This window comes from Brevibacillus sp. NRRL NRS-603 (genome assembly GCF_003013445.1).
GTDB lineage: Bacteria > Bacillota > Bacilli > Brevibacillales > Brevibacillaceae > Brevibacillus > Brevibacillus formosus.
The window spans coordinates 390,341-411,155 of record NZ_PXZN01000013.1 but is presented as its reverse complement, the minus strand read 5'-3'; the positions used below and the strand labels follow the sequence as shown (position 1 = coordinate 411,155).

Here is a 20,815-nt window from a genome sequence, read left to right as displayed (position 1 = left end):
AGCCCCGGGATTCCTCCTCCCCAAACGGTAAGCAGGGGGTGCTTGATAATGTACTATACGCAGAATCCCCGCAAGCGGTGCCGGTCCATACGTGGAAAAATGTTAGTCATTATCCTTATCTTTATCTTTTTTCTTCTCTTTATTTTTTCCCTTGTCTTTCTCCTCTTGCTTGTCCCCGCCGTCGTCCTTATCGTCATTAGCAGGTTCTTTGTCTTCTCTGTCCGGATTCTCCTCCAGTCCGATCGGCCAGCCTGATGGTTGATCATCTGTCATTACTGGCGTTGGAGGTACAGCTTTCTTTGGTGGCGGTGTCGGATTCGTTTTCTTCGGTGGCGGTGTTTGCTTTTGAACATTCTTTGCCGGTGGCCTTTTACTCTTCGTCTTAGTAGCCGTTCCAGTAGACTTTTTTGTCTTGTCCTCTTCCTCTTTTGAATTCGATGATATTGGATTATTGCTTGGAGGAGTGGGAGCATTTGGCCCAAGGGTTTTAGGTTGTTCCACGACCGCTGGCGTCATGTCCGTTCCGTTCTGGAACGAATCGACTTCTTGCTTCTTACCATCACCGCCCGAAAACAGTACGCCAACCAATAAGCTGGCAGCGACGGCCGTACTACCAAGACTTGCCATCCACACTTTCATCCGCTTCCACTTTTTTGATTCCGGCAGCGAAGACGACTCGCGCTTAACTTCCAGAGTGGGCAGGATTTCATCGTTCACCGTAGATTTCACCGCAGCAGGCTTTGCAGCGGCTAACTCCAGCTTGGGTAGGATAGAATCTACGATGCTGATCGGAGGTACGACAGGGGGCAGATGTTCTAATTGTTGTGACACATCTTTCAAACGGTTGTACATTAGCTGCAGATCAGCATCTTTCTGGATCAAACGATGGAGCAGTTCTTGCTCTGACTCCGACAGATCTCTATCCAGATCCCGCTGCATGAGTTCAAAAATCTCTTCGTTGGTCATCAACCGATCCCCCCTTTCTGGTAGTCGTACAACAGCTCCTGTAACTGTTGCCTAGCCCGAAATAAATACGACTTTACCGTGTTAAGCGGCAAATCTAGTGCCTCCGCTATTTCTTGATAAGATAGATCCTCCAGATAGCGGAGTACTACAACCATCCGGTATTGCTTTGGCAATCTTCCGATGGCTTCCTGGATGTCATTGGACAGCCCGGTGAGAAGGATTTCATCTTCTACGTTGTTACGATCAGGAATGATCAACTCGTGCTCGTCAATTGAGACCGTTTCCTTCTTCGCGCGAAATTTATCCATACAGACGTTGCTGACAATGCGTTGTACCCAGGTAGAGAACTTTGCCTTTTCCTGATAGGTGTCCAACTTTCGATAAATTCGAATGAGGACTTCCTGGGAAGCATCAAGCGCGTCTTGTTCGTTCCCTAGAATATAATAAGCGCTTCGGTAAACGGAGGTCTCAATAGATCGAAGCAGTTCGACTAGCGCGTCATGATCCCCGGATTGCGCCATCCTGATCAACTCTGCTTCATGCATATTCTCTTCTCCCCCCTACAGACGGTTCGCTCATTGAAAAAGTTGCAAACAGATTATGTATCCAATATTTGGGCCTGCCAATACAATCCCGCGGGTGTAATAACCAGCGTAATCGCTCCATGTGTATCAGTCCTGTACACGGCGGAACCCGATTTTTTTAAGCGATGCAGCACTTCGGACGAAGGATGCCCGTACCGATTTTTCACCCCGGCAGAGATTACAGCAGCTTTTGGTGCTGTGATTGCGAGGAGCTCTTCGGTACTCGAGGTATTGCTTCCATGATGGGCTACTTTCAAAACATCCACAGAAGTCAAACCGTTTTGAACAAGCTGACTTTCCCCATCCTTTTCAATATCACCCGTAAACAATACAGTCTTGTTGAAAGCAGTCAGCTGGAGTACTACGGATGCATCATTTCCTGAGAAGGTCGATTCACCCGGGTGCAGCCACTTCCACTCGATTCCCGGTCCATCTGACCATGATTGACCCGGGAGCCCGGTGAGTATCGGAACTCCTTCTTGCTGGAAAAGCTGGACAATCTCGCCCTCCAATTTCGAAGGTGCTGTTCCATTCACCAATACCTCTCCAAAAGAAAAATGAGGCACAAGCGATTTGAATCCCCCGATGTGATCCAGATCGCCATGCGTCATGATGACACGATCGATTTTCTCGATTCCTCTGGCCATCAGAAACGGCAGAACGACGTCTTTCCCCACCTCAAATGGGTCACGCTTTTCCATCCATGGCTCAGCAGCTGGGAAACGCATTGTCCCACCCGCATCCATTAAGTATACCTTCTGACCACCAATTTCGACAACGATGGAATCCCCTTGTCCGACATCAAGGAAGGTAATTCGCACTTCTTCGACTCCTGAAAACGGCTGTCTGGCCGCTACAATGAACGACAGAAATATAACGAAAGTAAGCATTATATCACGCTTTCGATGATAGCCCAACCTCCATGAAATGGGCAGAACACTCAAAAAGCAGGTGTACAAAGCAAGCCACCACCACGAAGGATGCGGCCAGTAGGTAAAGGGCAGTCTCATTTTTTCAATAGCAAACAACGGGAGATGAATCCATTTCAGCATTGCCGTCGACATCCAAACAGGGATCACCGCCAAAAACGGGTGGACGAAATCGAGGACAACCGCTACATACCCGAATGGTAGCGCTATAGCCGACAGAATCGGTGTCACTACCAAATTGACCAGCCAAGACACAGGTGAAAACAAATGAAAATGGTAGATGAGAAACGGAAAAGAAACAAGCTGGGCTGACAAAGTAACCGCCAAAAGTGTACGAATCCAGACGGGTACCCGAACAAGCACATGCAAGCTGTATGGAACAAAAATAATCAGACCAAGTGTCACCGCAAAAGAAAGCTGAAAACCGACATGCCACAGCTGATACGGATTCACCATCAGCATCAAAATGAGTGCCCCAGCCCAAACGTCCTTGCCGTCCAACTTCTTTCCAAATACCTGACAGAGAAGACCCACACTTCCCATCAGCCCAGATCGGATCGCAGACGCGCTGGCTCCAACCAGAAACACATACCCAATCAAGAACAAAATCGTTACGACAAATGCCAGTCTGCGTCTGATTCCAATCCGTTCCAAACACCACATAAACATGGAGCTAACCAATGTCACATGCAAACCGGAAATCGCGAGGATATGACTTAAGCCCAAATTCGAATACATCGCCGCAAGCTCTGGGTTCACCTCTTGTCCAAGACCAAGCAGGAGCGACTTCATGTAACCCGCTGTTCCTGGATCTGCAAATAATGATTCAATTCGCCTTGCACCCGAGTCCTGCCATTCTTGAAAGCTCGCCCACACGGAAAAGGCAGGTGTCATATCTACCGCTTGATAGCTTGTTTCCCCTGTGACATGGACACCTTGCCAATACAAATAGCTGGCGTAGTCGAAGGCATGCGGATTGCGCGCAGAAGGTGGTAAGGATAGTCGGATCGGAGCCACGATAACACTCCCACGTCTCCACTGCTCTATTTGTGTTGCTTCCTGAAAAGAGGCAAGTTTAACACGAAGCGCGACTTTTTCAAGCGAGTGATGCTCGTTCTCATTAGGCTGGTTTTCACCCCAAGATGTTATCGTGACAAAAAACCGTGCTACATCCCCGTCCCGTCTCACAGGAGAATCAATGACACCTTCTACCCAGATGCTCTGCTCCCTTTCTGCCAATGGTTTGACTTCAGAGCTGTGGAGATTCTCGTACCCATAAAAAAAGAGACCTGCTAGAATAGAAATCAGTGAGTAGCATGCAACGTATTTGCGGTATGGTAACAGGATACATGCAACGAGTGCCCATGATACCCCTGCAGCCAACAGCAGCCAAGCAGGATGCAAATAGGCGGAAAGAATAATACCGATCATCATCGCTAGGCTTGCTATCCATACTGACACTGCAATCCCCCCGTCTCGTTCTTTCATGTACCGTTTTGTCGAACGATTCATAGTCTCCTAAGGGAGTATATCTAGCCGAATGGGGACAAAAATAGAAAAGAAGAAAGGCTAATTCCCTTGTAGAATCAGCGTTTTCCCTGGCACTCATAAGAGATTGCGCTGATGGTCGATACATGATAGAGTTAGCAGGAGCAATCCAGTGAGAGGAAGAGTCATTTCTTATGTGCGGAATCGTATCACTCTATAACAAGCGGCAAAAGCCTGTTCAACAAGAAGCGATTAGTGCAATGACGGGTGTCATCCTGCACCGTGGTCCAGATGACGATGGTTTTCACCTTGAAGACAACATCGCCCTGGGCTTTCGTCGTTTAAGCATCATTGACGTGGAAGGCGGACATCAACCGCTGTTTAACGAAACACGTGACATCTGGATTATTGGTAACGGCGAAATCTACAATTACAAAGAGTTACAGCAATGGTTAAAGGACATCGGTCACGTTTTCCATACCGATTCTGATATTGAGACCATCCTCCACCTCTATGAAGAGGTAGGAACAGATGCACCTAAGCATTTGCGCGGGATGTTTGGCTTTACGATCTACGACTCCCGTAAAAAACGTCTTTTTGGAGCACGCGACCATTTTGGAATCAAGCCTCTCTACTATGTCGAGACGAATGATTCGATCGGAGTCGCCAGCGAGATTAAAAGCTTGCTGGAGCTGCCAGGATTCAAGCGTGAAGTGAATCCAACCGCTTTTTATCACTATTTGACGTTCCAATACGTACCTGATCCTGAAACGATGTTTGCTGGCATTTACCGCATACCGCCTGCGCACTCGTTCGTGATTGAAAACGACCAGATCAAGCTGGAAAGGTACTGGGATGTCGAATTCAAGCCTGATGAAAGCAAGCCGTTCTCTTATTTTGTTGAGGGTACACGCAGTGTCATGCTTGAATCTGTAGACAAACACCGGATTAGCGAAGTTTCTCGTGGAGCCTTCTTGTCTAGTGGTGTTGACTCTAGCAGTATCGTTGGGATGTTGCGTACATTCGAGCCAGTCAAATCTTTTTCTGTCGGCTCGGATATTCCTGGTTACAGTGAGCTCGATTATGCGAAGCGAACCGCAGCATATTTGGGATCGGAGCATTTCGAGCGCGTGATAAACGCCAAGCAGTACATGGATGAATTGCCGCGACTGATCTGGCATCAGGACGAGCCGGTAGCGGACCCATCTGCCATCCTGCTCTATTTCGTAGCACAGATGGCGAGTGAACACGTAACCGTCGTATTGTCCGGTGAAGGTGCAGATGAATTTTTTGGCGGATACAATATTTACAGAGAGCCTCATTCTCTCAAAATGTTTTCCGGGATGCCTGGATGGATGCGCCAATCCATCGGATACATGGCTGAACGCCTACCTGATCAGGTAAAAGGGAAAAACTTCCTCATCCGCGGATCGAAAACAGTTGAACAACGCTTCTTCGGAAACGCTCTGATTTTCAGTGAAGAGATGAAAAAGCGTGTCGTCATGGAAGATATTACCCGTTCGGAATCGTATGTATCTCCTTTCACCATTACAGAAGAGATTTACAAACGCGCTTCCGAATATGATGATGTGACCAAGATGCAATACTTGGACATTCACACTTGGCTCAGAGGCAACATTTTGATGAAGGCCGACAAGATGACCATGGCCAATTCTTTGGAGTTGCGCGTGCCTTTCATTGATCTGAAGGTATTTGAATTCGCCGCTACCATTCCAACGAAGTACAAAATTGCCAACGGCACGACCAAGCACGTGCTTCGTGAAGCGATGAAAGACTTCTTGCCACCTGAGATCCAAACGAGAAAGAAGCTGGGCTTCCCTGTTCCGACTCGTCATTGGCTCAAAAACGAATTTTACAAATGGGCAAAAGAGATCATTTTCGAATCCAAGGTGGATAATTTGATCAATAAGGCCTATGTGCTGTACATGCTCGATGAACACCGCGAAGGCAATGCGGATTACAGCCGCAAAATCTGGACGATCCTGGTCTTCATGCTGTGGCATCAAATCTTCATTGAGCAAAAGCACAATTTTGAGCCTTATGTCAGCCCGAATGTAGATCTTCGCCGCAAGAAAAATTCTTCGCTGCAGCATATCGGCTAACAGCGAAAACACGCGAAATAGATTTGCAGACCCTCTCTTACTTTTCGTAGCATCGTTCATAGAGAACAAGTTCTCTCTATGTACGTATCGCTATGTGAAGGATGGGAGGTTTTTTTGTTATGGTGCTGGAATGGTGGGAGCGTTATCGTCGTATCATCTTGCTGACTGCGGCTGTTCTGTTTGTCGGTTGTAGCTATTGGCTCTATCAACACGACCAATCGCATAAGACTGACGAACTACCGCTGCATTCTCCCGCTTATGCAGCATTGGATCTTGAAACAAAAGAACTGACAGATGATTCAGAAGCTGCTCAACCTGCCAAGCCTGTAAAAGCCACACGGGAAAAAGATAAGGATAAGGAGCCACCCCCTCCCCCTCTCTATGTCGATGTGAAAGGGCAAGTAAAAAATCCTGGTTTATATCAATTTGAGCCAGGTACGCGTGTCGCAAATGCCATCGAAAAAGCAGGAGGAGCACTGCCTGATGCTGACCTGGTACAAATCAATTTGGCAGCGCCCCTCACAGATGGAGCTGCACTTGTCATCCCAGCTAAAGGAGCAACAGCCCCAGTCTCCGCATCCATTGGCCTTATCCAATCTGCTGCGACCGTCTCCACCACGGGTGCCTCCACAGTCGTAAACCTCAACACGGCAACTGCCGAAGAGCTCATGAGCCTTCCCGGAATTGGAGAAGCTCGTGCCAAGGCAATCGTGGATTACCGGTCAAAACAAGGGCCATTTCGTTCAGCGGATGACCTGAAACAGATTGAGGGAATTGGCGAGAAGATGTTTGCTCGGATAAAGGATCGGCTGGTGGTAAAATGAGTGCTCAGCATCTGGTCATGATCATAGGCACTCCTACATAGAATGAGAAAAGAATATCGGAGGGAGGTATGCCCATGAATAGAATTGGGTTCATTGGTACGGGCAGCATGGGCAGTATCTTGATTGAATCATTGCTGTCAGCCAAGGCGCTGACTCCTGGTCATGTCATTATCAGCAACAGAACCCCCGCAAAGGCGCAGCAACTGGCAGAAAAACATCCTGGGCTCATTGTCGCGCACAGCAATGCCGATTTGGCCAAAGAAGCTGCAACGATCGTGCTGTGCGTCAAGCCACTGGAATATAGTGTGATGCTCGAACAAATTGCTCCTGCCTTAACGCCAGACCATCTATTGATTACGATCACCAGTCCGATCGAGCTTGCGGATTTGGAGTCTCAAGTTCCATGTGCGGTTGCCAGAGTCGTTCCTTCTATAACAAATGCCGTAATGAGTGGTGTCAGCTTATGTGAATTTGGATCACGCATCCAAGAGGAACAACGTCATTTTATACGAAGTCTGTTTGCCCACATTAGCTCCCCTGTAGAGATTTCGGAGCCTTTTTTACGAATTACTTCTGACATTGTCAGTTGTGGGCCTGCGTTTATCAGCTATATTTTGCAGCAAATGATTCAAGAAGCAGTTGAAGAAACTGGCATTTCCGAAGAAGCTGCTACTTACATGACCACGCAAATGCTAATTGGAATGGCAGATCTTTTACGCGAAGGAACATTCACCCTGCCTACTCTGCAAAAGAGGGTTTGCGTGCCAGGAGGAATTACTGGGGAGGGTCTGATTCCTTTGCAAGAAGGTATTCCCGGTCTTTTCGCCCAAGTATTTCGTCGTACACAAGCAAAGTTTGCCGAGGACAAGGAACTGGTGGCGAGAAAATTGAACAATCAGCCGCATTAGCGTACGACCACATAAGCGTTGATTGACGAAAAAAGGAGTGGACACCTGTCACTCGCAGGCTCCACTCCTCTTCTTTTTTCTTGCTGTCTTTTTCTTAACGAACGACGATATTCACCAGTTTGCCTGGAACAGCGATGACTTTGACGATCGTTTTTCCTTCGATCAGCTCTTTAATCATCTCGTTGTTTTTCGCCATCTCTTCCATCTGTTCTTTCGTTGAATCAGAAGCAATGAGCAGCTTCTCTTTGTTTTTGCCGTTAATTTGCAGGACGATTTCTACCTCGTCTTCAACCAGCTTTGCTTCGTCATACGTAGGCCATGCTTCGTATGCCAGGCTCTCGCTGTGGCCGAGTTTTTCCCACAGCTCTTCACCCAAGTGCGGAGCGATTGGAGACAGCATTTTTACAAAGTCCTCCATGAATTTCTTCGGCAGAACTTCTGCTTTGTACGCTTCGTTAACGAATACCATCAACTGAGAGATACCTGTGTTGAATCGCAGGCCCTCGTAGTCTTCCGTTACTTTTTTCACAGTTTGGTGGTACACGCGCTCCATGCCAGCCACGTTGGAGGTTTCCACGATTTTTTCGTTCAGCTCACCGTTGTCGCCTACAAACAGACGATATACGCGATCCAGGAAGCGGCGTGCGCCATCCAAGCCTTTTGTCGACCAAGCGATCGAAGCATCCAGTGGTCCCATGAACATTTCGTACATGCGCAGTGTGTCGGCACCATGGCTGTTGATGATATCGTCTGGATTTACGACGTTGCCTTTGGACTTACTCATTTTCTCGTTGTTTTCACCCAGGATCATCCCTTGGTTAAACAGCTTTTGGAATGGTTCCTTGGTTGGTACGACACCGATATCGTACAGGAACTTGTGCCAGAAACGAGAGTAGAGCAAGTGCAGTACCGCATGCTCTGCACCACCAATATAAATGTCGATTGGCAACCATTCTTTCAGTTTGTCTGGATCAGCCAATGCCTTGTCGTTGTGTGGGTCGATGAAGCGCAGGAAGTACCAGCAGCTACCCGCCCATTGCGGCATCGTGTTTGTCTCACGGCGCGCTTTCATGCCTGTTTCCGGATCGACAGTGTTAACCCAATCCGAGATGTTTGCCAATGGCGATTCACCTGTACCGGATGGTTTGATTTCTTTTGTTTTTGGCAACATGATTGGCAGTTCGGATTCTGGAACGACTTTCATCGTGCCGTCTTCCAGATGGAGAATCGGAATTGGCTCACCCCAGTAGCGTTGACGGCTGAACAGCCAGTCACGCAGACGGTACGTTACCTTGCGATTTCCTTTGCCTTCCGCTTCCAGCCACTCGATCATTTTGCTGATAGCCTGTTCTTTGTTCAAACCATCGAGCATGCCGGAGTTGATGTGCTCTCCGTCGCCTGTATACGCTTCTTTGGAGATATCTCCACCAGCGATTACTTGCTTGATTGGCAGATCGAATGTTTTCGCGAACTCATAGTCGCGTTCGTCGTGGGCTGGAACCGCCATGATAGAGCCTGTTCCGTAGCTGATCAGCACGTAATCCGCAACCCAGATTGGCAGACGCTCGCCGTTAACCGGGTTGATTGCATACGCTCCGGTAAACACTCCTGTCTTTTCTTTCGCCAGATCAGTACGCTCCAGATCGCTCTTGCGCTTCGCTTGATCCAGGTACGCTTCCACTGCTTCTTTTTGCGCTGGTACGGTAATTTGCTCAACCAGCTTGTGCTCAGGAGCCAGTACCGCATAGGTTGCTCCGTAGAGAGTGTCTGGACGAGTTGTAAAGACGGTAAAGGATTCGTCATGGCCTTCGATACCAAAGGTTACTTCTGCCCCTTCAGAACGACCGATCCAGTTGCGTTGCATTTCCTTGATGCTCTCTGGCCAATCCAGTTCATCCAGGTCAGCGAGCAGTCTTTCCGCATACGCAGTAATTTTCAAGACCCATTGTTTCATTGGGCGGCGTTCTACTGGATGTCCGCCACGCTCACTTTTTCCGTCAATGACTTCTTCGTTCGCCAAAACCGTTCCCAAAGCTGGGCACCAGTTTACAGCTACCTCGTCAATATAAGCCAAGCCGTGCTCATACAGCTTCGTAAAAATCCATTGTGTCCACTTGTAGTAATTCGGATCGGTTGTATTGATTTCGCGATCCCAGTCGTAGGAGAATCCGAGTGACTTGATTTGGCGACGGAAGGTGTTGATATTGTGCTCGGTGAATTCTGCCGGATCGTTTCCTGTATCGAGCGCGTACTGCTCCGCTGGCAAACCAAACGCATCCCAGCCCATTGGATGGAGAACGTTATATCCTTGCATCCGCTTCATGCGGGACAAAATATCGGTAGCCGTATAGCCCTCTGGATGTCCTACGTGCAGGCCAGCTCCAGATGGATACGGGAACATGTCGAGTGCATAAAACTTTTTCTTGCCTTCATCCTCGGAGGTTTTGAAGGTCTTGTTCTGCTCCCAATATTGCTGCCACTTCTTTTCGACATTTTGATGACTGAATACCATGGTAAAGCACTCCCATCTTAAAATAGGTGAAGATACGAAAACCTCTATCGAGGATTGCTCAAGGATGAGCGATCGCGTATTAGCGGAATGTTTTCCGTATAAAAAAACCTCACATCCCAGATCGCACTTGCGAAAGGGACGAGAGGTTGTTAACATTCCCGCGGTACCACCCAGATTGGCAAATGACTAAGCATTTGCCCACTTGTTTCATCCGTATCGGGGATAAGCCGCTCACCCTTACACAGTCATGGCGTACATGACCTTGGGGGCAAGTGCTGGGAGGTGAGTTCAGATAGATCCGGGTTGACTTGCACCATCCGTCAACTCTCTGTGAATGCTCGAATCCTATTCCTACTATTCCTCTTAAACGCGTCGAAATCTGTAGTTATAACGCCATTATAGTCAATCCGAACCAATCATGTCAAACTTTTCGGCTTGCGGGCTGAGAAAAATAGGCGCTCACTCGCTTCATGCGGCGGCAAATCCGAATAATCAGCGGTAATGACGATGTCAGTGAAGCCGGCATCTGTAAGCCAACGCATCAGTTGGACAGGCTGGTAAGCCCGTTGCCAATGCTCTTCTTCCATCCGCTCGTAGAATCCGTTTGGCTGACGAATGAAAAACGTTAACTGATGCTCTACCTCTAGTCGCAGCGGGTCGCAATAACATTGCCAAATGTACGAAACTTCATCTTCTACATGTGTGAATGTCTCGTCTCCGAATATGTGCAACATCTTGTACGGACTGTGCACATCAAACAGAAAGCTCCCACCAGGCGCGAGATGAGCGAAAACACGCTTGAACGTTTCCTGCACATCCGCTTCTTCTGTAAGATAGCTCAATGAATCACACAAGGAGATGACCGCATCCGCTTCCGGCAAGGACAGCTCCCGCATATCCTGCTCCACCCACGCTACATCCACTTGCTCCTGCCTCATTTTGTCATAGGCGATCGCAAGCATTTCTGTTGAGAGATCCACTCCAGTAACACGGTATCCCCGCTTGGCGAGTGGGATCGCAATCGTGCCAGTCCCACACCCAAGATCAATGACCCGCACAGGCTTCTCTCCCTTTGCCCAATGACGCTCGACCCAATCGAGCCACTGGTCATAAGGAGTATCCGCCATCAGCCTGTCATATACAGCGGCCATGTGTGCGTATGCCATCTGACCTTACCCTTGCGCGCTGAAGGAAACTTCCTCTGCGTCCTTCCACAGGCGCTCCAGGTTGTAAAACTCGCGATCTTCGCGATGGAAAACGTGAATGACGATATCGCCCAGATCAACCAGTACCCAGCGACCTTCATCCGCTCCCTCGATACCGCGGACGTCAAAGCCGTTTTTGTGGGCTTGATCACGGATTTCTCGAACAATTGCCTGTACTTGACGCTCGTTGTTTCCGTGGCAAATCATGAAATAGTCTGCGATCACGGACAGCTTTTTAATATCGAGCACCTTCAAGTTCTCTGCTTTCTTGTCCTCTGCTGCCTTTACAACCAACTGGGCCAAATCTTCTACTGTTTTAACCATCAAAACCCTCCTTCTCTCCCTTTGCGGGAAACCAAATCGTTATAAGCCGTTAATGTCAACGGGAAAACCGTCTTCTGCTTCTCTATCAAAAATTGAATCGTGCCTCCCAAGGCGAGTGCCAGGGCGGCATCCAAATCATACATGACTTTGGCGCGAATAAAATCGACACCAGGGTAATCCCGGTTTGGTTCTATATAGTCTGCCACACAAACGACTTTTTCTAACAGGGACATGCCAGCCCGACCCGTTGTGTGGTAACGAACGGCTTGTAAAATATCTGCATCCGTTACACCTAGATCAGTCTGGATCACAATGGCTGCTGCAAAGGCGTGCCACAGCTCTTTTTCCCCTTCCAAAAGCTCTGTAGGCATATCGTGGCGAACGAGAATCTCGAACATTTTTTCCACAGGCCAGCACTTACAGTAATCGTGCAACAGACCAGCAAGCTCGGCTTTGTCAGGATCAGCCCCGAATCTCTCTGCCAGCTCGCGAGCCGACGCAGCGACCCCAAGCGTGTGCTTGTAGCGTTTTTCATGCATTTGTTGCCGTACGCGAACGAGAAGTTCTTCCCGATTATCCAAAAGTCTCATAGATTCGGTTCTCCTTTATATAGCGCTCCACGGCATCAGGCACAAGATAACGGATGCTTTTCCTGGCAGCTGCCTTCTCGCGAATCATCGTGGAGGAAATGTCCCAAACAGGCATCTCCACAAATGTGACGTCCTCGCTCGATTTTAGGTCCAGTTCGGTTCCTGGCCTCGCTAGACCTATAAAGCGTACCATATGAATCAGCTCTTGGTACTGGTACCATTTGGGCAAGATTTTTACCATATCTCCCCCCATGATAAAGGAAAACCGGCAATCCGGGAACTGCCTGATGAGCTGAACCATCGTATCATAGGTGTACGATGGACCTTTTCTTTCGAACTCCACATCTGTTACACGAAACACCTCGTGATCAGACACAGCGAGCTGAACCATTCGCAAGCGGTGATGCGCCAGCGTCAGACTTTCTCTCTTTTTGTGTGGTGGAACATGTGTAGGCATAAACCAGACTTCATCCAGGCCCGCTTGCTCTCTGGCTTGTTCGGCCGCCAGCAAGTGCCCGCAATGAATCGGGTCAAACGTTCCTCCCATGATCCCTACTTGCTTGATTGGCTGTCTCATTGCATGCGGGTCACTTATGGCAGCTTGATCGTCTTGTTCTCCCGGGACTCTTTGTACAAGACAACTGTATGGCCAATCAACTGCACAAGCTCTGCTCCAGCTCCTGCTGCCAGATCTTCTGCCACTTGATGTTTATCGTCATTATTGTTTTGCAAGATCGCTACCTTGATCAATTCACGTACTTCCAACGCTTCTTTGATCTGCGTAATCATATTTTCGTTTACGCCGCCTTTTCCTACTTGGAAAATCGGGGTAAGATGATGTGCTTCTGCGCGCAAAAAGCGCTTTTGCTTGCCGGTCAACATCGGCAATGCCTCCTTTTACATCCTGCCAATCAGGTTGTTTTCTTTAGTTGTTGCAAGACGACCTCACGCATAACCCCAGTCGGTGCTCGTTCGCCCGTCCACAGCTCGAAAGCCAGTGCACCTTGATTCACGAACATGCCGATTCCGGAATGAACAGTGGCTCCGATGGCACGCGCTTCTTTGAGCAGACGTGTTTCGAGCGGGTTATAAATCAGATCGCTCACGGTTAAATCAGAATGAAGCCATTCTGCTGGCACAGGTGTCTCCTGCACGTTTGGCAGCATTCCGATCGATGTCGTATTAATCAACAACGAAGAATCCGCAATAGCTGCTTCCCCTTCACCCTGTTCTACAATTTTCGTAGGCACAATCGTCCCGACATGCTCAGCCAATACGGCGGCTCTTTCGCGGGAACGATTAATGATGCGAATTTCCTTGACTCCTTGTTCAGCCAAGGTAAACGCCACTGCACGCGCAGCGCCTCCAGCCCCTACCATGGTTACCACTTGCTTTTCAAGAACGATTCCCGTCTCTTCCACAAGCGAACGAACATAGCCCATGCCATCTGTGTTATAGCCGATCAAGCGCCCATCACGAGAAACGACGGTATTGACGGCACCGATTCGTTTGGCAAGCGGATCGATTTCATCCAGCATCGGCATGATAGCGACCTTGTGGGGGATCGTGACGTTAATCCCTTTCAAGCCTAACGCGCGAATACCCGCGACTGCATCTTCCAGATTTTCCGGTTCCACATCGAACGCAGCATAGGCAAATCCCAACCCGGTCTCTGAAAAAGCTGTATTGTGCATCATCGGTGATTGCGAGTGGGAAACTGGATGCCCAAATAGGCCAACCAGTTGTGTTTTGCTTGTAATCATGGAGCTTTTCCTCCCCGGACGTCTCTCTATAGCATATGGCAAGGGGCAAGGCTAACTCGACTTTTCTTGCTTAAGCTAGATCAGCCCTTTGCGCATCCCAACACTTACGCCTTTAGGTGCATGCACGACAACACTCGCTTCGTGTTTTCCTTGGATGCTGACCCAGCCCAAACCGGAAATTACGATATCAGTTGTCGTCGTGGACTTGTTGATTTTAAAGGTGTGCTTCACAAATGGTGGAAGTGCTTTCGCAGCTTCCTCCCCTGTTGGCGGCACCAGCAAGGTTCCATGATGCTTTTGCATCACTTCGTCTGCTTTCTCCAGCTTCGTCCGGTGGATGTACAGGTCGTTGTCGACATAGACGATGAACGGCTGTCTCTCTCCGCGTACGAAATCGATACGGGCTAAACCACCCAAAAAGAGCGATTGTCCATCATCGAGCTGATACACCTTGGAGTTGATCCGGCTAGTCGGGGTAATCTTTCTCAAATCAGTCGGGGATACCATATGTCCAATCTGGTCGCGATTAATGATCCCCGGCGTATCAAAAATGGAGCGGCCATCCTCGAGCGGAATCTCGATTTTGTCCAGTGTCGTTCCAGGGAATGGAGAAGTCGTAATCTCCAGCTCGGCCGCACCATAGTCATGCAAGATGCGGTTGATCATGGTCGATTTTCCTACGTTGGTCACACCAACGATGTAAACATCTCGCCCTTTGCGCAGCTCTCCAATGCGATTCAACAGTTCATCGATATGAAGCCCTTTTTGCGCGCTGATCAGTACGACATCCTCCGGGCGCAGTCCTCGTTCTTTTGCTTCGTGCTGCATCCAGTTGCGTACGCGGTTCAGATTGATGTTTCTCGGCAGCAGATCAACCTTGTTACCCACGAGCAAAATCGGATTTTTCCCGACAAAACGTGGCAAACCCTTGAGCCAGGAGCCTTGGAAGTCAAAGATATCGACTACCATCACGACAAGAGACTCCGTAGAACCGATGCCATCCAAAATCTTGAGGAAGTCGTCATCGCCCATTCCAACGGGAGCTACTTCATTATAATGCTTGATACGATAACACCGCTGGCAAATGACTACCTTTCTGCCAAGCGCGGACTCAGGTGCATAGCCAGGTTTTTTTGCATCTGCTGTCTGAATGGCAATCCCACATCCAGCACAAGAGCCATGCATTTGTTCCGTCATGCTTTTCTCCTCCACGAAACCATTCCTTTCCTCTCCATCCAATTAAGGGCCACACGCTCCATCTGACGATTAAAGCGCGTCCAAAAACCATCCGTCTGGGCTACAGGAACGACCAGGATCGTATGAAATCCTAATCGATTTCCTCCCAGCACATCGGTAAACAATTGATCGCCAATGACAACGGTCTCAGCGATGGTTACATTCATCTGCCGCACTGCCTGCAAAAAGGCACGGTTTGTCGGCTTTTTGGCCGCATAAATAAACCCGAGATTTAATGGGGCACAGAAGCGGTCTACACGCTCCTTGTTGTTGTTGGAGACAACCGTGACCTGTATACCAGCCTCATGCATGCGAGCAAGCCAGTTGATGACCTCCTGGGTTGCATGTGGCCTGTCCCATTCCACCAAGGTATTATCCAAGTCTGTAATCACCGCACGGATGTTATTTCGTTTCAATTGATCTATGTCAATGTGATGGATTGATTCGACGAACTGACTAGGCATCAGCTTCTCTAAAAACACGGGGCACCTCCAAATGATGTGAAGCAATCAACCGCGATTTCGGCACCTACTATACCATAATCGACCACTTGGTTGCAAAACAAAAAGCATGATCACCACTTGCTTTGCTCTGTCATCCTGTGTAAAATGGCGTTACCAAGAAAACTATTTTTGTTTTTACGGTTTTCAATTAGGCTGTTTTTGCTGGGGGTCGATTGCAATTAAAAACCGGATCATGAAAGGGTTTATTGAAGAGATTCGCGATAAAGGCATGAAATTTTCCATGGATGATTTGGCAAAACGACTTGGGATCAGCAAACGCACGTTATACGAGCACTTCTCATCCAAGGTGGAAATTCTGGAAACAATCATTCAGCAGTCCTTTGAAGAGGGCGATGAAAAAACACAGCAAATCCTCGCTGACGACACACTCTCTCTTATTGATAAAATCAAAGGTGTCATGATGGTTTTACCGACACACTATGAATTTTATGATTTGCGCATCCTCGAACAGATGAAACGATATTATCCTGAGCAATATGCCCAAGTCGAGGCTTCTCTATCCGAGGATTGGCAAACGCTTCGCGTTCTTCTCGAGCAAGCGATTCGAGAAGGACTCATCGTCAATATGGACGTCACGCTTATGCTGAAGGTTATTGTCGATGCGCTGAATTCTACACTCGACCAGCGCTTTTACATGAAAAACCAGATTACAGTCTCAGAGGCGCTTTCTGCAATTGTAGATGTCCTTTTGTTTGGATTGGTACCAGCGGATAAACGGTAACAAATGACTCGTGGTCATTCCACTACCTTTGGAAGACCACGATACCGTTTTTTGCAAGAAAACCAATAAAACAAAATTAGTTTTTATAGTTAAGAGGTGTTTTATCATGTCCATTTTTACACAAATGACCAAACAACAACGAATCGGACTTTTGTTTGTCATCCTGATCCTTTTCATCGACATGCTGCTGTACAGCTTGTTGATTCCGATTGTTCCTTATTTTACAGAATTGCTTGCGCCCTCCTCGACCATAATGGGCGTGCTGTTTAGCAGCTATGCAGTCGCGATGCTCATTGCCACCCCCATTTTCGGGCCGATATCCGATCGAGTTGGGAGACGGACCATGCTGTTGATCGGCTTGGTCGGTCTCGTCGCTTCCACGTTATTGTTTGCTTTCTCTGAAACAATGGCCTTGTTGATTACCGCGCGTTTTGTTCAAGGTATTGCCGCTGCGGCAACATGGCCAACTGCTCTTGCCCTCTTGGCGGATTTGTTCCCCTCCAAAATGCGCGGAGCTGTTATGGGAATTGCATTGACGGCGATTTCAACCGGTACATTGCTCGGAGCGCCGATTGGCGGATGGTTGTTTGAAATCAGTGACCATCGCATGCCTTTCCTTGCAGCAGCAGCCTTTACCGTGATCAACATTGTGCTGGTCTACTTGTTCTTGAAGGAAGACACGGCGAGAACTGTCAGTGAAAAGCTTCATGTCGGTGGATTCATCCGGAATCCGCAAGTCATCTTTATCGCTGGAATTGTCCTGTTGGCTGAGATTTCCCTTTGTTTGCTGGAACCGACGTTGCCCGTATTTTTCACAGAGAAGCTCAGCATGACGCCGACAACAATTGGTCTTTTGTTTGGGGTCATGACACTCGCCTACGGACTGATCGCCCCAGTTGCCGGCTCTCTTTCCAGCCGCATGAATCCGTATAAGCTCATGTTTGGGGGAATCATGATGCTGGCTGTGTTTCTGCCATTTTTGGCGTGGGCAGACTCCCTCTGGCAGGCAATGCTCGCAATGGCATTAGTCGGGGCTAGTATTGGCTTTACCTTATCGCCTACCTTGGCTACGTTAGGGGCCATCATTGACCAAGGAGGAAGCGGTGCATACGGCACGGCGTACTCTCTCTTTAATATGTTTCACGGAATCGGAATGGTAGCAGGCCCATTGGCAGGGGGAATTTTAACGGATCTACTTCCTGTATCCTCTGCCCTCCTGGTCGTGGCGGCATCCATCCTTGGCTTCGGCATTTTCCTTTTTGTCCAATTAAAAGCAAGCAAATCCGCCAGTCATTACACCAAGGAAAGCGAGATGAAATTTTGAGCTTGTCTATTCGTGAAATTACGAAAGAAAATTGGCGCCAAATTGCCTGCTTGACTGTAACGAAAGGTCAACACGCCTTCATCGAGAGCAACGCTTTTTCCATCGCCCAATCGGGTTTTGAACCGGAATGGGTATCATGCGGTCTGTATGACAAGGATATCGCTGTCGGTTATGCCATGCACGGAATCGAAGTAGAGAATGGCCGAATATGGCTGGATCGCTTTATGATTGATGTGAGCCATCAGGGTAAGGGGTACGCCAAAAAGTTTCTGCACATGCTCGTTGAGGAAATGTGTAGACGCTACAGCTGTACGCGCATTTACTTGAGTATTCATCCTGAAAACGAGTTCGCTCGCAAGCTATATGAGTCGTTTGGCTTTACCTCAAATGGCGAAATGGATGGTCCGGAGGAAGTGATGGTCCTCGACCTGACAAATGAATAGAACAGGCACCTCCTCTGTCGGCACTGACGAAGGGGGTGCCTCTTTTTGTCGTTATCGTTGACTTTTACGTGCTTCCATCAGTCGCTTGACCTTCTCTGTCGGAGTCCAGCATTGGAAGCGATAGTCCGGACGTGTCTCATAGGTTAGACGAGAACATCGATAGCTGACTCCGCCCGAACCTTTCTCCACACGAAAATGAATACAGGTCGCACAGCAATGAAAGGAATTCTCTGTCTCCACCGTTCTCCCTCCCTTACTTCCCCAGCTTCCATGAAAACATCGAGAGCTGTTCGTACCGCTCCCCTTGCTGCTCGGCAAAATTCGAAAAGCCTACGCCAACTAATCGAACGCCCGCTGTATAGTCAAAGGCGTCGAGCAAATCGTCCAACAGCTCCTGCCAGTTGGCCCCAGCAACAGCCTTATGCTGCTTGGTCCGTTGGGTAAAGTCCGCGTACTTGATTTTAAGCGTTATCGTCTGGGGCTCGACCCCTTCTTCGCGGATGTCCTCTTCGACCTCACGCAAAAGGGAGGTGGCGATCGGAGCAATCGCATCCCTGTCAAACAAATCAAAGGGCAGTGTCGTTTCGCGGCTCAATGATTTCGGAGCGCGATCCATTTCGATTTCGCGGTTGTCTTCCCCTCTCGCCCGGTAATAGAGGGAACGACCGAACTTCCCAAATAACGTAGTGGCTTCATCGAGTGAGAGCCGCCAAAAATCCTCTACTGTTTCAATCCCCTTTTTCGCGAGCAGCTCTTGTGACTTTTTTCCGACTCCATGCAAGGTGCCAATTGACAACGGCCGCAGCACATCCAGAGCCTGCTCTGGTCGGATGATTACGAAAGCATCCGGCTTTTTCAAATCACTGGCAATCTTAGCCAACGACATATTGTAGGAGAGTCCGATGCTGCAAGTAAGCCCGGTCTCCCGTTTGATTCGCCTCTTGATATCGCGGGCGATGGGTACCGCATTCTCATAATGGGACACGTCTAAATAAGCCTCGTCTAGACCCACTGTTTGATAACGCTCTGTATAAGAAGTAAATATCTGTCTGACTTCAGCAGATTTTTCAATATAACGGTTATAGCGGACAGGCAAATAAAAGCCTTGCGGACATTTTTTCCTCGCCATGGCGACAGGCATTGCGGAGCGAACACCGTATTTGCGTGCCTCGTAGCTACAGGTCGATACGACACCGCGATTACCAGTTCCCCCGACAATGACCGGCTTCCCCCGCAGTTCAGGGCGATCTAATTGCTCTACACTCGCAAAAAATGCGTCAATATCCAAGTGAAGAATTTTTTTCATAGGGATACCCACCAAACATACATTCTCATTTCTATTATCCCTGTTTTATTCCATTGACGCAAGCGAGAACGTCCTAAGCTTGGTTTTCGATTACCTGTAGCAGCTCCGATACTGGAGGATTTCCTTTTTTGGCATATAAGATTGTTCCGTTTTTTCCGATAATGTACACGATGCGTTGCTGGAAAAACAACCCAAGAACCTTACCGACATCATATGCTTTTCGAATCATTTCGTCTTCATCCACAATTAATGGAAATTCATAACGGAACTTATGAGCAAACGATCGTTTCTTGTCCATGCCACCGGGATTGACGCCAAAAACGACTGTATTTGCTTGTTCGATTTTGGTGTAGTGATCCTGAACCGCACATAGCTGCTTCGTGCAAATCGGGGTGTCATCTCCCGGATAGAAAATGAGGACGATATTTTCTTTGCCGATGTAATCCCTAAGATTAATGGTTCCTTTTGTGCTCGCCGCCGTAAAGACGGGAGCCGAGTCTCCGACCTTTAACATTTCTCTCACCTCTATGCTCAGTATACAAGGGCTTCCGGAATGTCAAAATTCATTCTCCCATCCCGATACTTTGTGAACGGATCCTCCTCTTCCCCCATAATCCATACCTTTCCTTCCCATACATGTACGGTTTCAGCATATTCAAATCTTTGTCCACTCTGCTCAACTTCAAGCTTCATTTCAAGAAAGGCAGTATGCCCATCTTCGTATCTAATCTTTGTGATCTCAAAGTTTTTCATTTTATACCGTTGAGTTTGTAAGAAGGCGATCTTTTTCATGTAAAATTCTTTCGCTTCCTGTTCACTTAACATTGTGCCATCAACTGGATGCCTGCCGTTTGCATCATACAGATAAAGCGTCTCGAAAGCTGTTGCGTAGTCTTCATCGATAAGCGCTTGATAATACTTCGTGGTTATCATTTTCATTTCGCGTTCAGCAAAATACTCTGTGAAGAGGAACCTTGGAAAAATGAGCAGAAAAAGCAAAATAACTACAATTATTTTCTTCAAAAACTCACCTCACAAAAATCCA

General features: G+C 48.2%; 22 protein-coding genes and 1 other annotated feature. Of the genes, 6 read left to right on the top strand and 16 right to left on the bottom strand.

Annotated features, from left to right (window positions below):
• Positions 1-102 precede the first annotated feature (102 nt).
• The 3 genes from C7R94_RS13860 to C7R94_RS13850 are packed head-to-tail and all read right to left on the bottom strand — an operon-like array spanning position 103 to position 3,967.
• Entirely contained in the window at positions 103-966 is an 864-nt protein-coding gene (locus tag C7R94_RS13860; RefSeq protein ID WP_106781974.1) for an anti-sigma factor family protein, read from the bottom strand.
• Positions 966-1,511, bottom strand: coding sequence for an RNA polymerase sigma factor (locus C7R94_RS13855; RefSeq protein WP_047072610.1), 546 nt, complete (start codon positions 1,509-1,511; stop codon positions 966-968). Before C7R94_RS13855 ends, C7R94_RS13860 begins: the two co-directional genes overlap by 1 nt.
• Positions 1,512-1,564: 53 nt before the next feature.
• Entirely contained in the window at positions 1,565-3,967 is a 2,403-nt protein-coding gene (locus C7R94_RS13850; RefSeq protein WP_106781973.1) for a DNA internalization-related competence protein ComEC/Rec2, read from the bottom strand.
• A 194-nt stretch (positions 3,968-4,161) separates the two neighbouring features.
• Between C7R94_RS13850 and asnB the strand changes: the two genes are divergently transcribed.
• The 3 genes from asnB to comER all read left to right on the top strand — a co-directional run bounded on the left by asnB (position 4,162) and on the right by comER (position 7,822).
• Positions 4,162-6,090, top strand: coding sequence for an asparagine synthase (glutamine-hydrolyzing) (gene asnB, locus C7R94_RS13845; RefSeq protein WP_047072612.1), 1,929 nt, complete (start codon positions 4,162-4,164; stop codon positions 6,088-6,090).
• 119 nt (positions 6,091-6,209) lie between these two features.
• Positions 6,210-6,914: a helix-hairpin-helix domain-containing protein gene (locus C7R94_RS13840; protein ID WP_106781972.1), complete on the top strand. Its 705-nt coding sequence runs from the start codon at positions 6,210-6,212 to the stop codon at positions 6,912-6,914.
• A gap of 74 nt (positions 6,915-6,988) precedes the next feature.
• Positions 6,989-7,822, top strand: a complete 834-nt coding sequence (comER, locus tag C7R94_RS13835) for a late competence protein ComER (protein ID WP_106781971.1) — start codon at positions 6,989-6,991, stop codon at positions 7,820-7,822.
• A 94-nt stretch (positions 7,823-7,916) separates the two neighbouring features.
• Here comER and leuS read toward each other — a convergent pair whose 3' ends face one another.
• The 9 genes from leuS to C7R94_RS13790 form a co-directional block, all read right to left on the bottom strand.
• The gene (gene leuS / locus C7R94_RS13830; protein WP_106781970.1) at positions 7,917-10,334 is read right to left on the bottom strand and encodes a leucine--tRNA ligase; all 2,418 of its coding nucleotides are present in this window, start codon (positions 10,332-10,334) and stop codon (positions 7,917-7,919) included.
• A 131-nt stretch (positions 10,335-10,465) separates the two neighbouring features.
• Positions 10,466-10,711, bottom strand: a binding site (T-box leader).
• A 39-nt stretch (positions 10,712-10,750) separates the two neighbouring features.
• A complete protein-coding gene (locus C7R94_RS13825; RefSeq protein WP_106781969.1) occupies positions 10,751-11,500 on the bottom strand; it encodes a class I SAM-dependent DNA methyltransferase in 750 nt (249 codons plus the stop codon).
• Between the two features lie 6 nt (positions 11,501-11,506).
• Positions 11,507-11,863: a ribosome silencing factor gene (gene rsfS / locus C7R94_RS13820; protein WP_047072622.1), complete on the bottom strand. Its 357-nt coding sequence runs from the start codon at positions 11,861-11,863 to the stop codon at positions 11,507-11,509.
• A complete protein-coding gene (gene yqeK / locus C7R94_RS13815) occupies positions 11,863-12,453 on the bottom strand; it encodes a bis(5'-nucleosyl)-tetraphosphatase (symmetrical) YqeK (RefSeq protein WP_106781968.1) in 591 nt (196 codons plus the stop codon). Before yqeK ends, rsfS begins: the two co-directional genes overlap by 1 nt.
• The gene (locus C7R94_RS13810; RefSeq protein ID WP_106781967.1) at positions 12,437-13,030 is read right to left on the bottom strand and encodes a nicotinate-nucleotide adenylyltransferase; all 594 of its coding nucleotides are present in this window, start codon (positions 13,028-13,030) and stop codon (positions 12,437-12,439) included. Before C7R94_RS13810 ends, yqeK begins: the two co-directional genes overlap by 17 nt.
• A 14-nt stretch (positions 13,031-13,044) precedes the next feature.
• Positions 13,045-13,335 carry a ribosome assembly RNA-binding protein YhbY gene (gene yhbY, locus C7R94_RS13805; RefSeq protein WP_007727776.1) on the bottom strand — a complete coding sequence of 97 codons (291 nt, stop codon included), beginning with the start codon at positions 13,333-13,335 and terminating at the stop codon, positions 13,045-13,047.
• A gap of 29 nt (positions 13,336-13,364) precedes the next feature.
• Complete coding sequence (locus tag C7R94_RS13800) at positions 13,365-14,216, bottom strand: shikimate dehydrogenase (protein WP_106781966.1); 852 nt, start codon at positions 14,214-14,216, stop codon at positions 13,365-13,367.
• 75 nt (positions 14,217-14,291) lie between these two features.
• A complete protein-coding gene (gene yqeH, locus C7R94_RS13795; protein ID WP_106781965.1) occupies positions 14,292-15,413 on the bottom strand; it encodes a ribosome biogenesis GTPase YqeH in 1,122 nt (373 codons plus the stop codon).
• Entirely contained in the window at positions 15,410-15,934 is a 525-nt protein-coding gene (locus tag C7R94_RS13790) for a YqeG family HAD IIIA-type phosphatase (RefSeq protein WP_047072631.1), read from the bottom strand. The genes yqeH and C7R94_RS13790 overlap by 4 nt, the downstream gene beginning before the upstream one ends.
• A 214-nt stretch (positions 15,935-16,148) precedes the next feature.
• Between C7R94_RS13790 and C7R94_RS13785 the strand changes: the two genes are divergently transcribed.
• The 3 genes from C7R94_RS13785 to C7R94_RS13775 all read left to right on the top strand — a co-directional run bounded on the left by C7R94_RS13785 (position 16,149) and on the right by C7R94_RS13775 (position 18,464).
• Positions 16,149-16,697 (top strand): TetR/AcrR family transcriptional regulator, encoded by a 549-nt coding sequence (locus tag C7R94_RS13785; protein ID WP_197243407.1) that lies wholly within the window; start codon positions 16,149-16,151, stop codon positions 16,695-16,697.
• A 106-nt stretch (positions 16,698-16,803) separates the two neighbouring features.
• Positions 16,804-18,021 (top strand): MFS transporter, encoded by a 1,218-nt coding sequence (locus tag C7R94_RS13780; protein ID WP_106781964.1) that lies wholly within the window; start codon positions 16,804-16,806, stop codon positions 18,019-18,021.
• Positions 18,018-18,464 carry a GNAT family N-acetyltransferase gene (locus tag C7R94_RS13775; RefSeq protein WP_106781963.1) on the top strand — a complete coding sequence of 149 codons (447 nt, stop codon included), beginning with the start codon at positions 18,018-18,020 and terminating at the stop codon, positions 18,462-18,464. Before C7R94_RS13780 ends, C7R94_RS13775 begins: the two co-directional genes overlap by 4 nt.
• 51 nt (positions 18,465-18,515) lie before the next feature.
• On the opposite strand, the gene C7R94_RS13770 is transcribed toward C7R94_RS13775, so the two are convergent.
• The 4 genes from C7R94_RS13770 to C7R94_RS13755 all read right to left on the bottom strand — a co-directional run bounded on the left by C7R94_RS13770 (position 18,516) and on the right by C7R94_RS13755 (position 20,793).
• A complete protein-coding gene (locus tag C7R94_RS13770; protein WP_106781962.1) occupies positions 18,516-18,704 on the bottom strand; it encodes a hypothetical protein in 189 nt (62 codons plus the stop codon).
• Between the two features lie 13 nt (positions 18,705-18,717).
• Positions 18,718-19,770: a DNA polymerase IV gene (locus C7R94_RS13765; protein WP_106781961.1), complete on the bottom strand. Its 1,053-nt coding sequence runs from the start codon at positions 19,768-19,770 to the stop codon at positions 18,718-18,720.
• 73 nt (positions 19,771-19,843) lie between these two features.
• Positions 19,844-20,284: a peroxiredoxin gene (locus C7R94_RS13760; RefSeq protein WP_106781960.1), complete on the bottom strand. Its 441-nt coding sequence runs from the start codon at positions 20,282-20,284 to the stop codon at positions 19,844-19,846.
• Positions 20,285-20,301: 17 nt separating this feature from the next.
• Positions 20,302-20,793 carry a hypothetical protein gene (locus C7R94_RS13755; protein ID WP_106781959.1) on the bottom strand — a complete coding sequence of 164 codons (492 nt, stop codon included), beginning with the start codon at positions 20,791-20,793 and terminating at the stop codon, positions 20,302-20,304.
• Positions 20,794-20,815 lie beyond the last annotated feature (22 nt).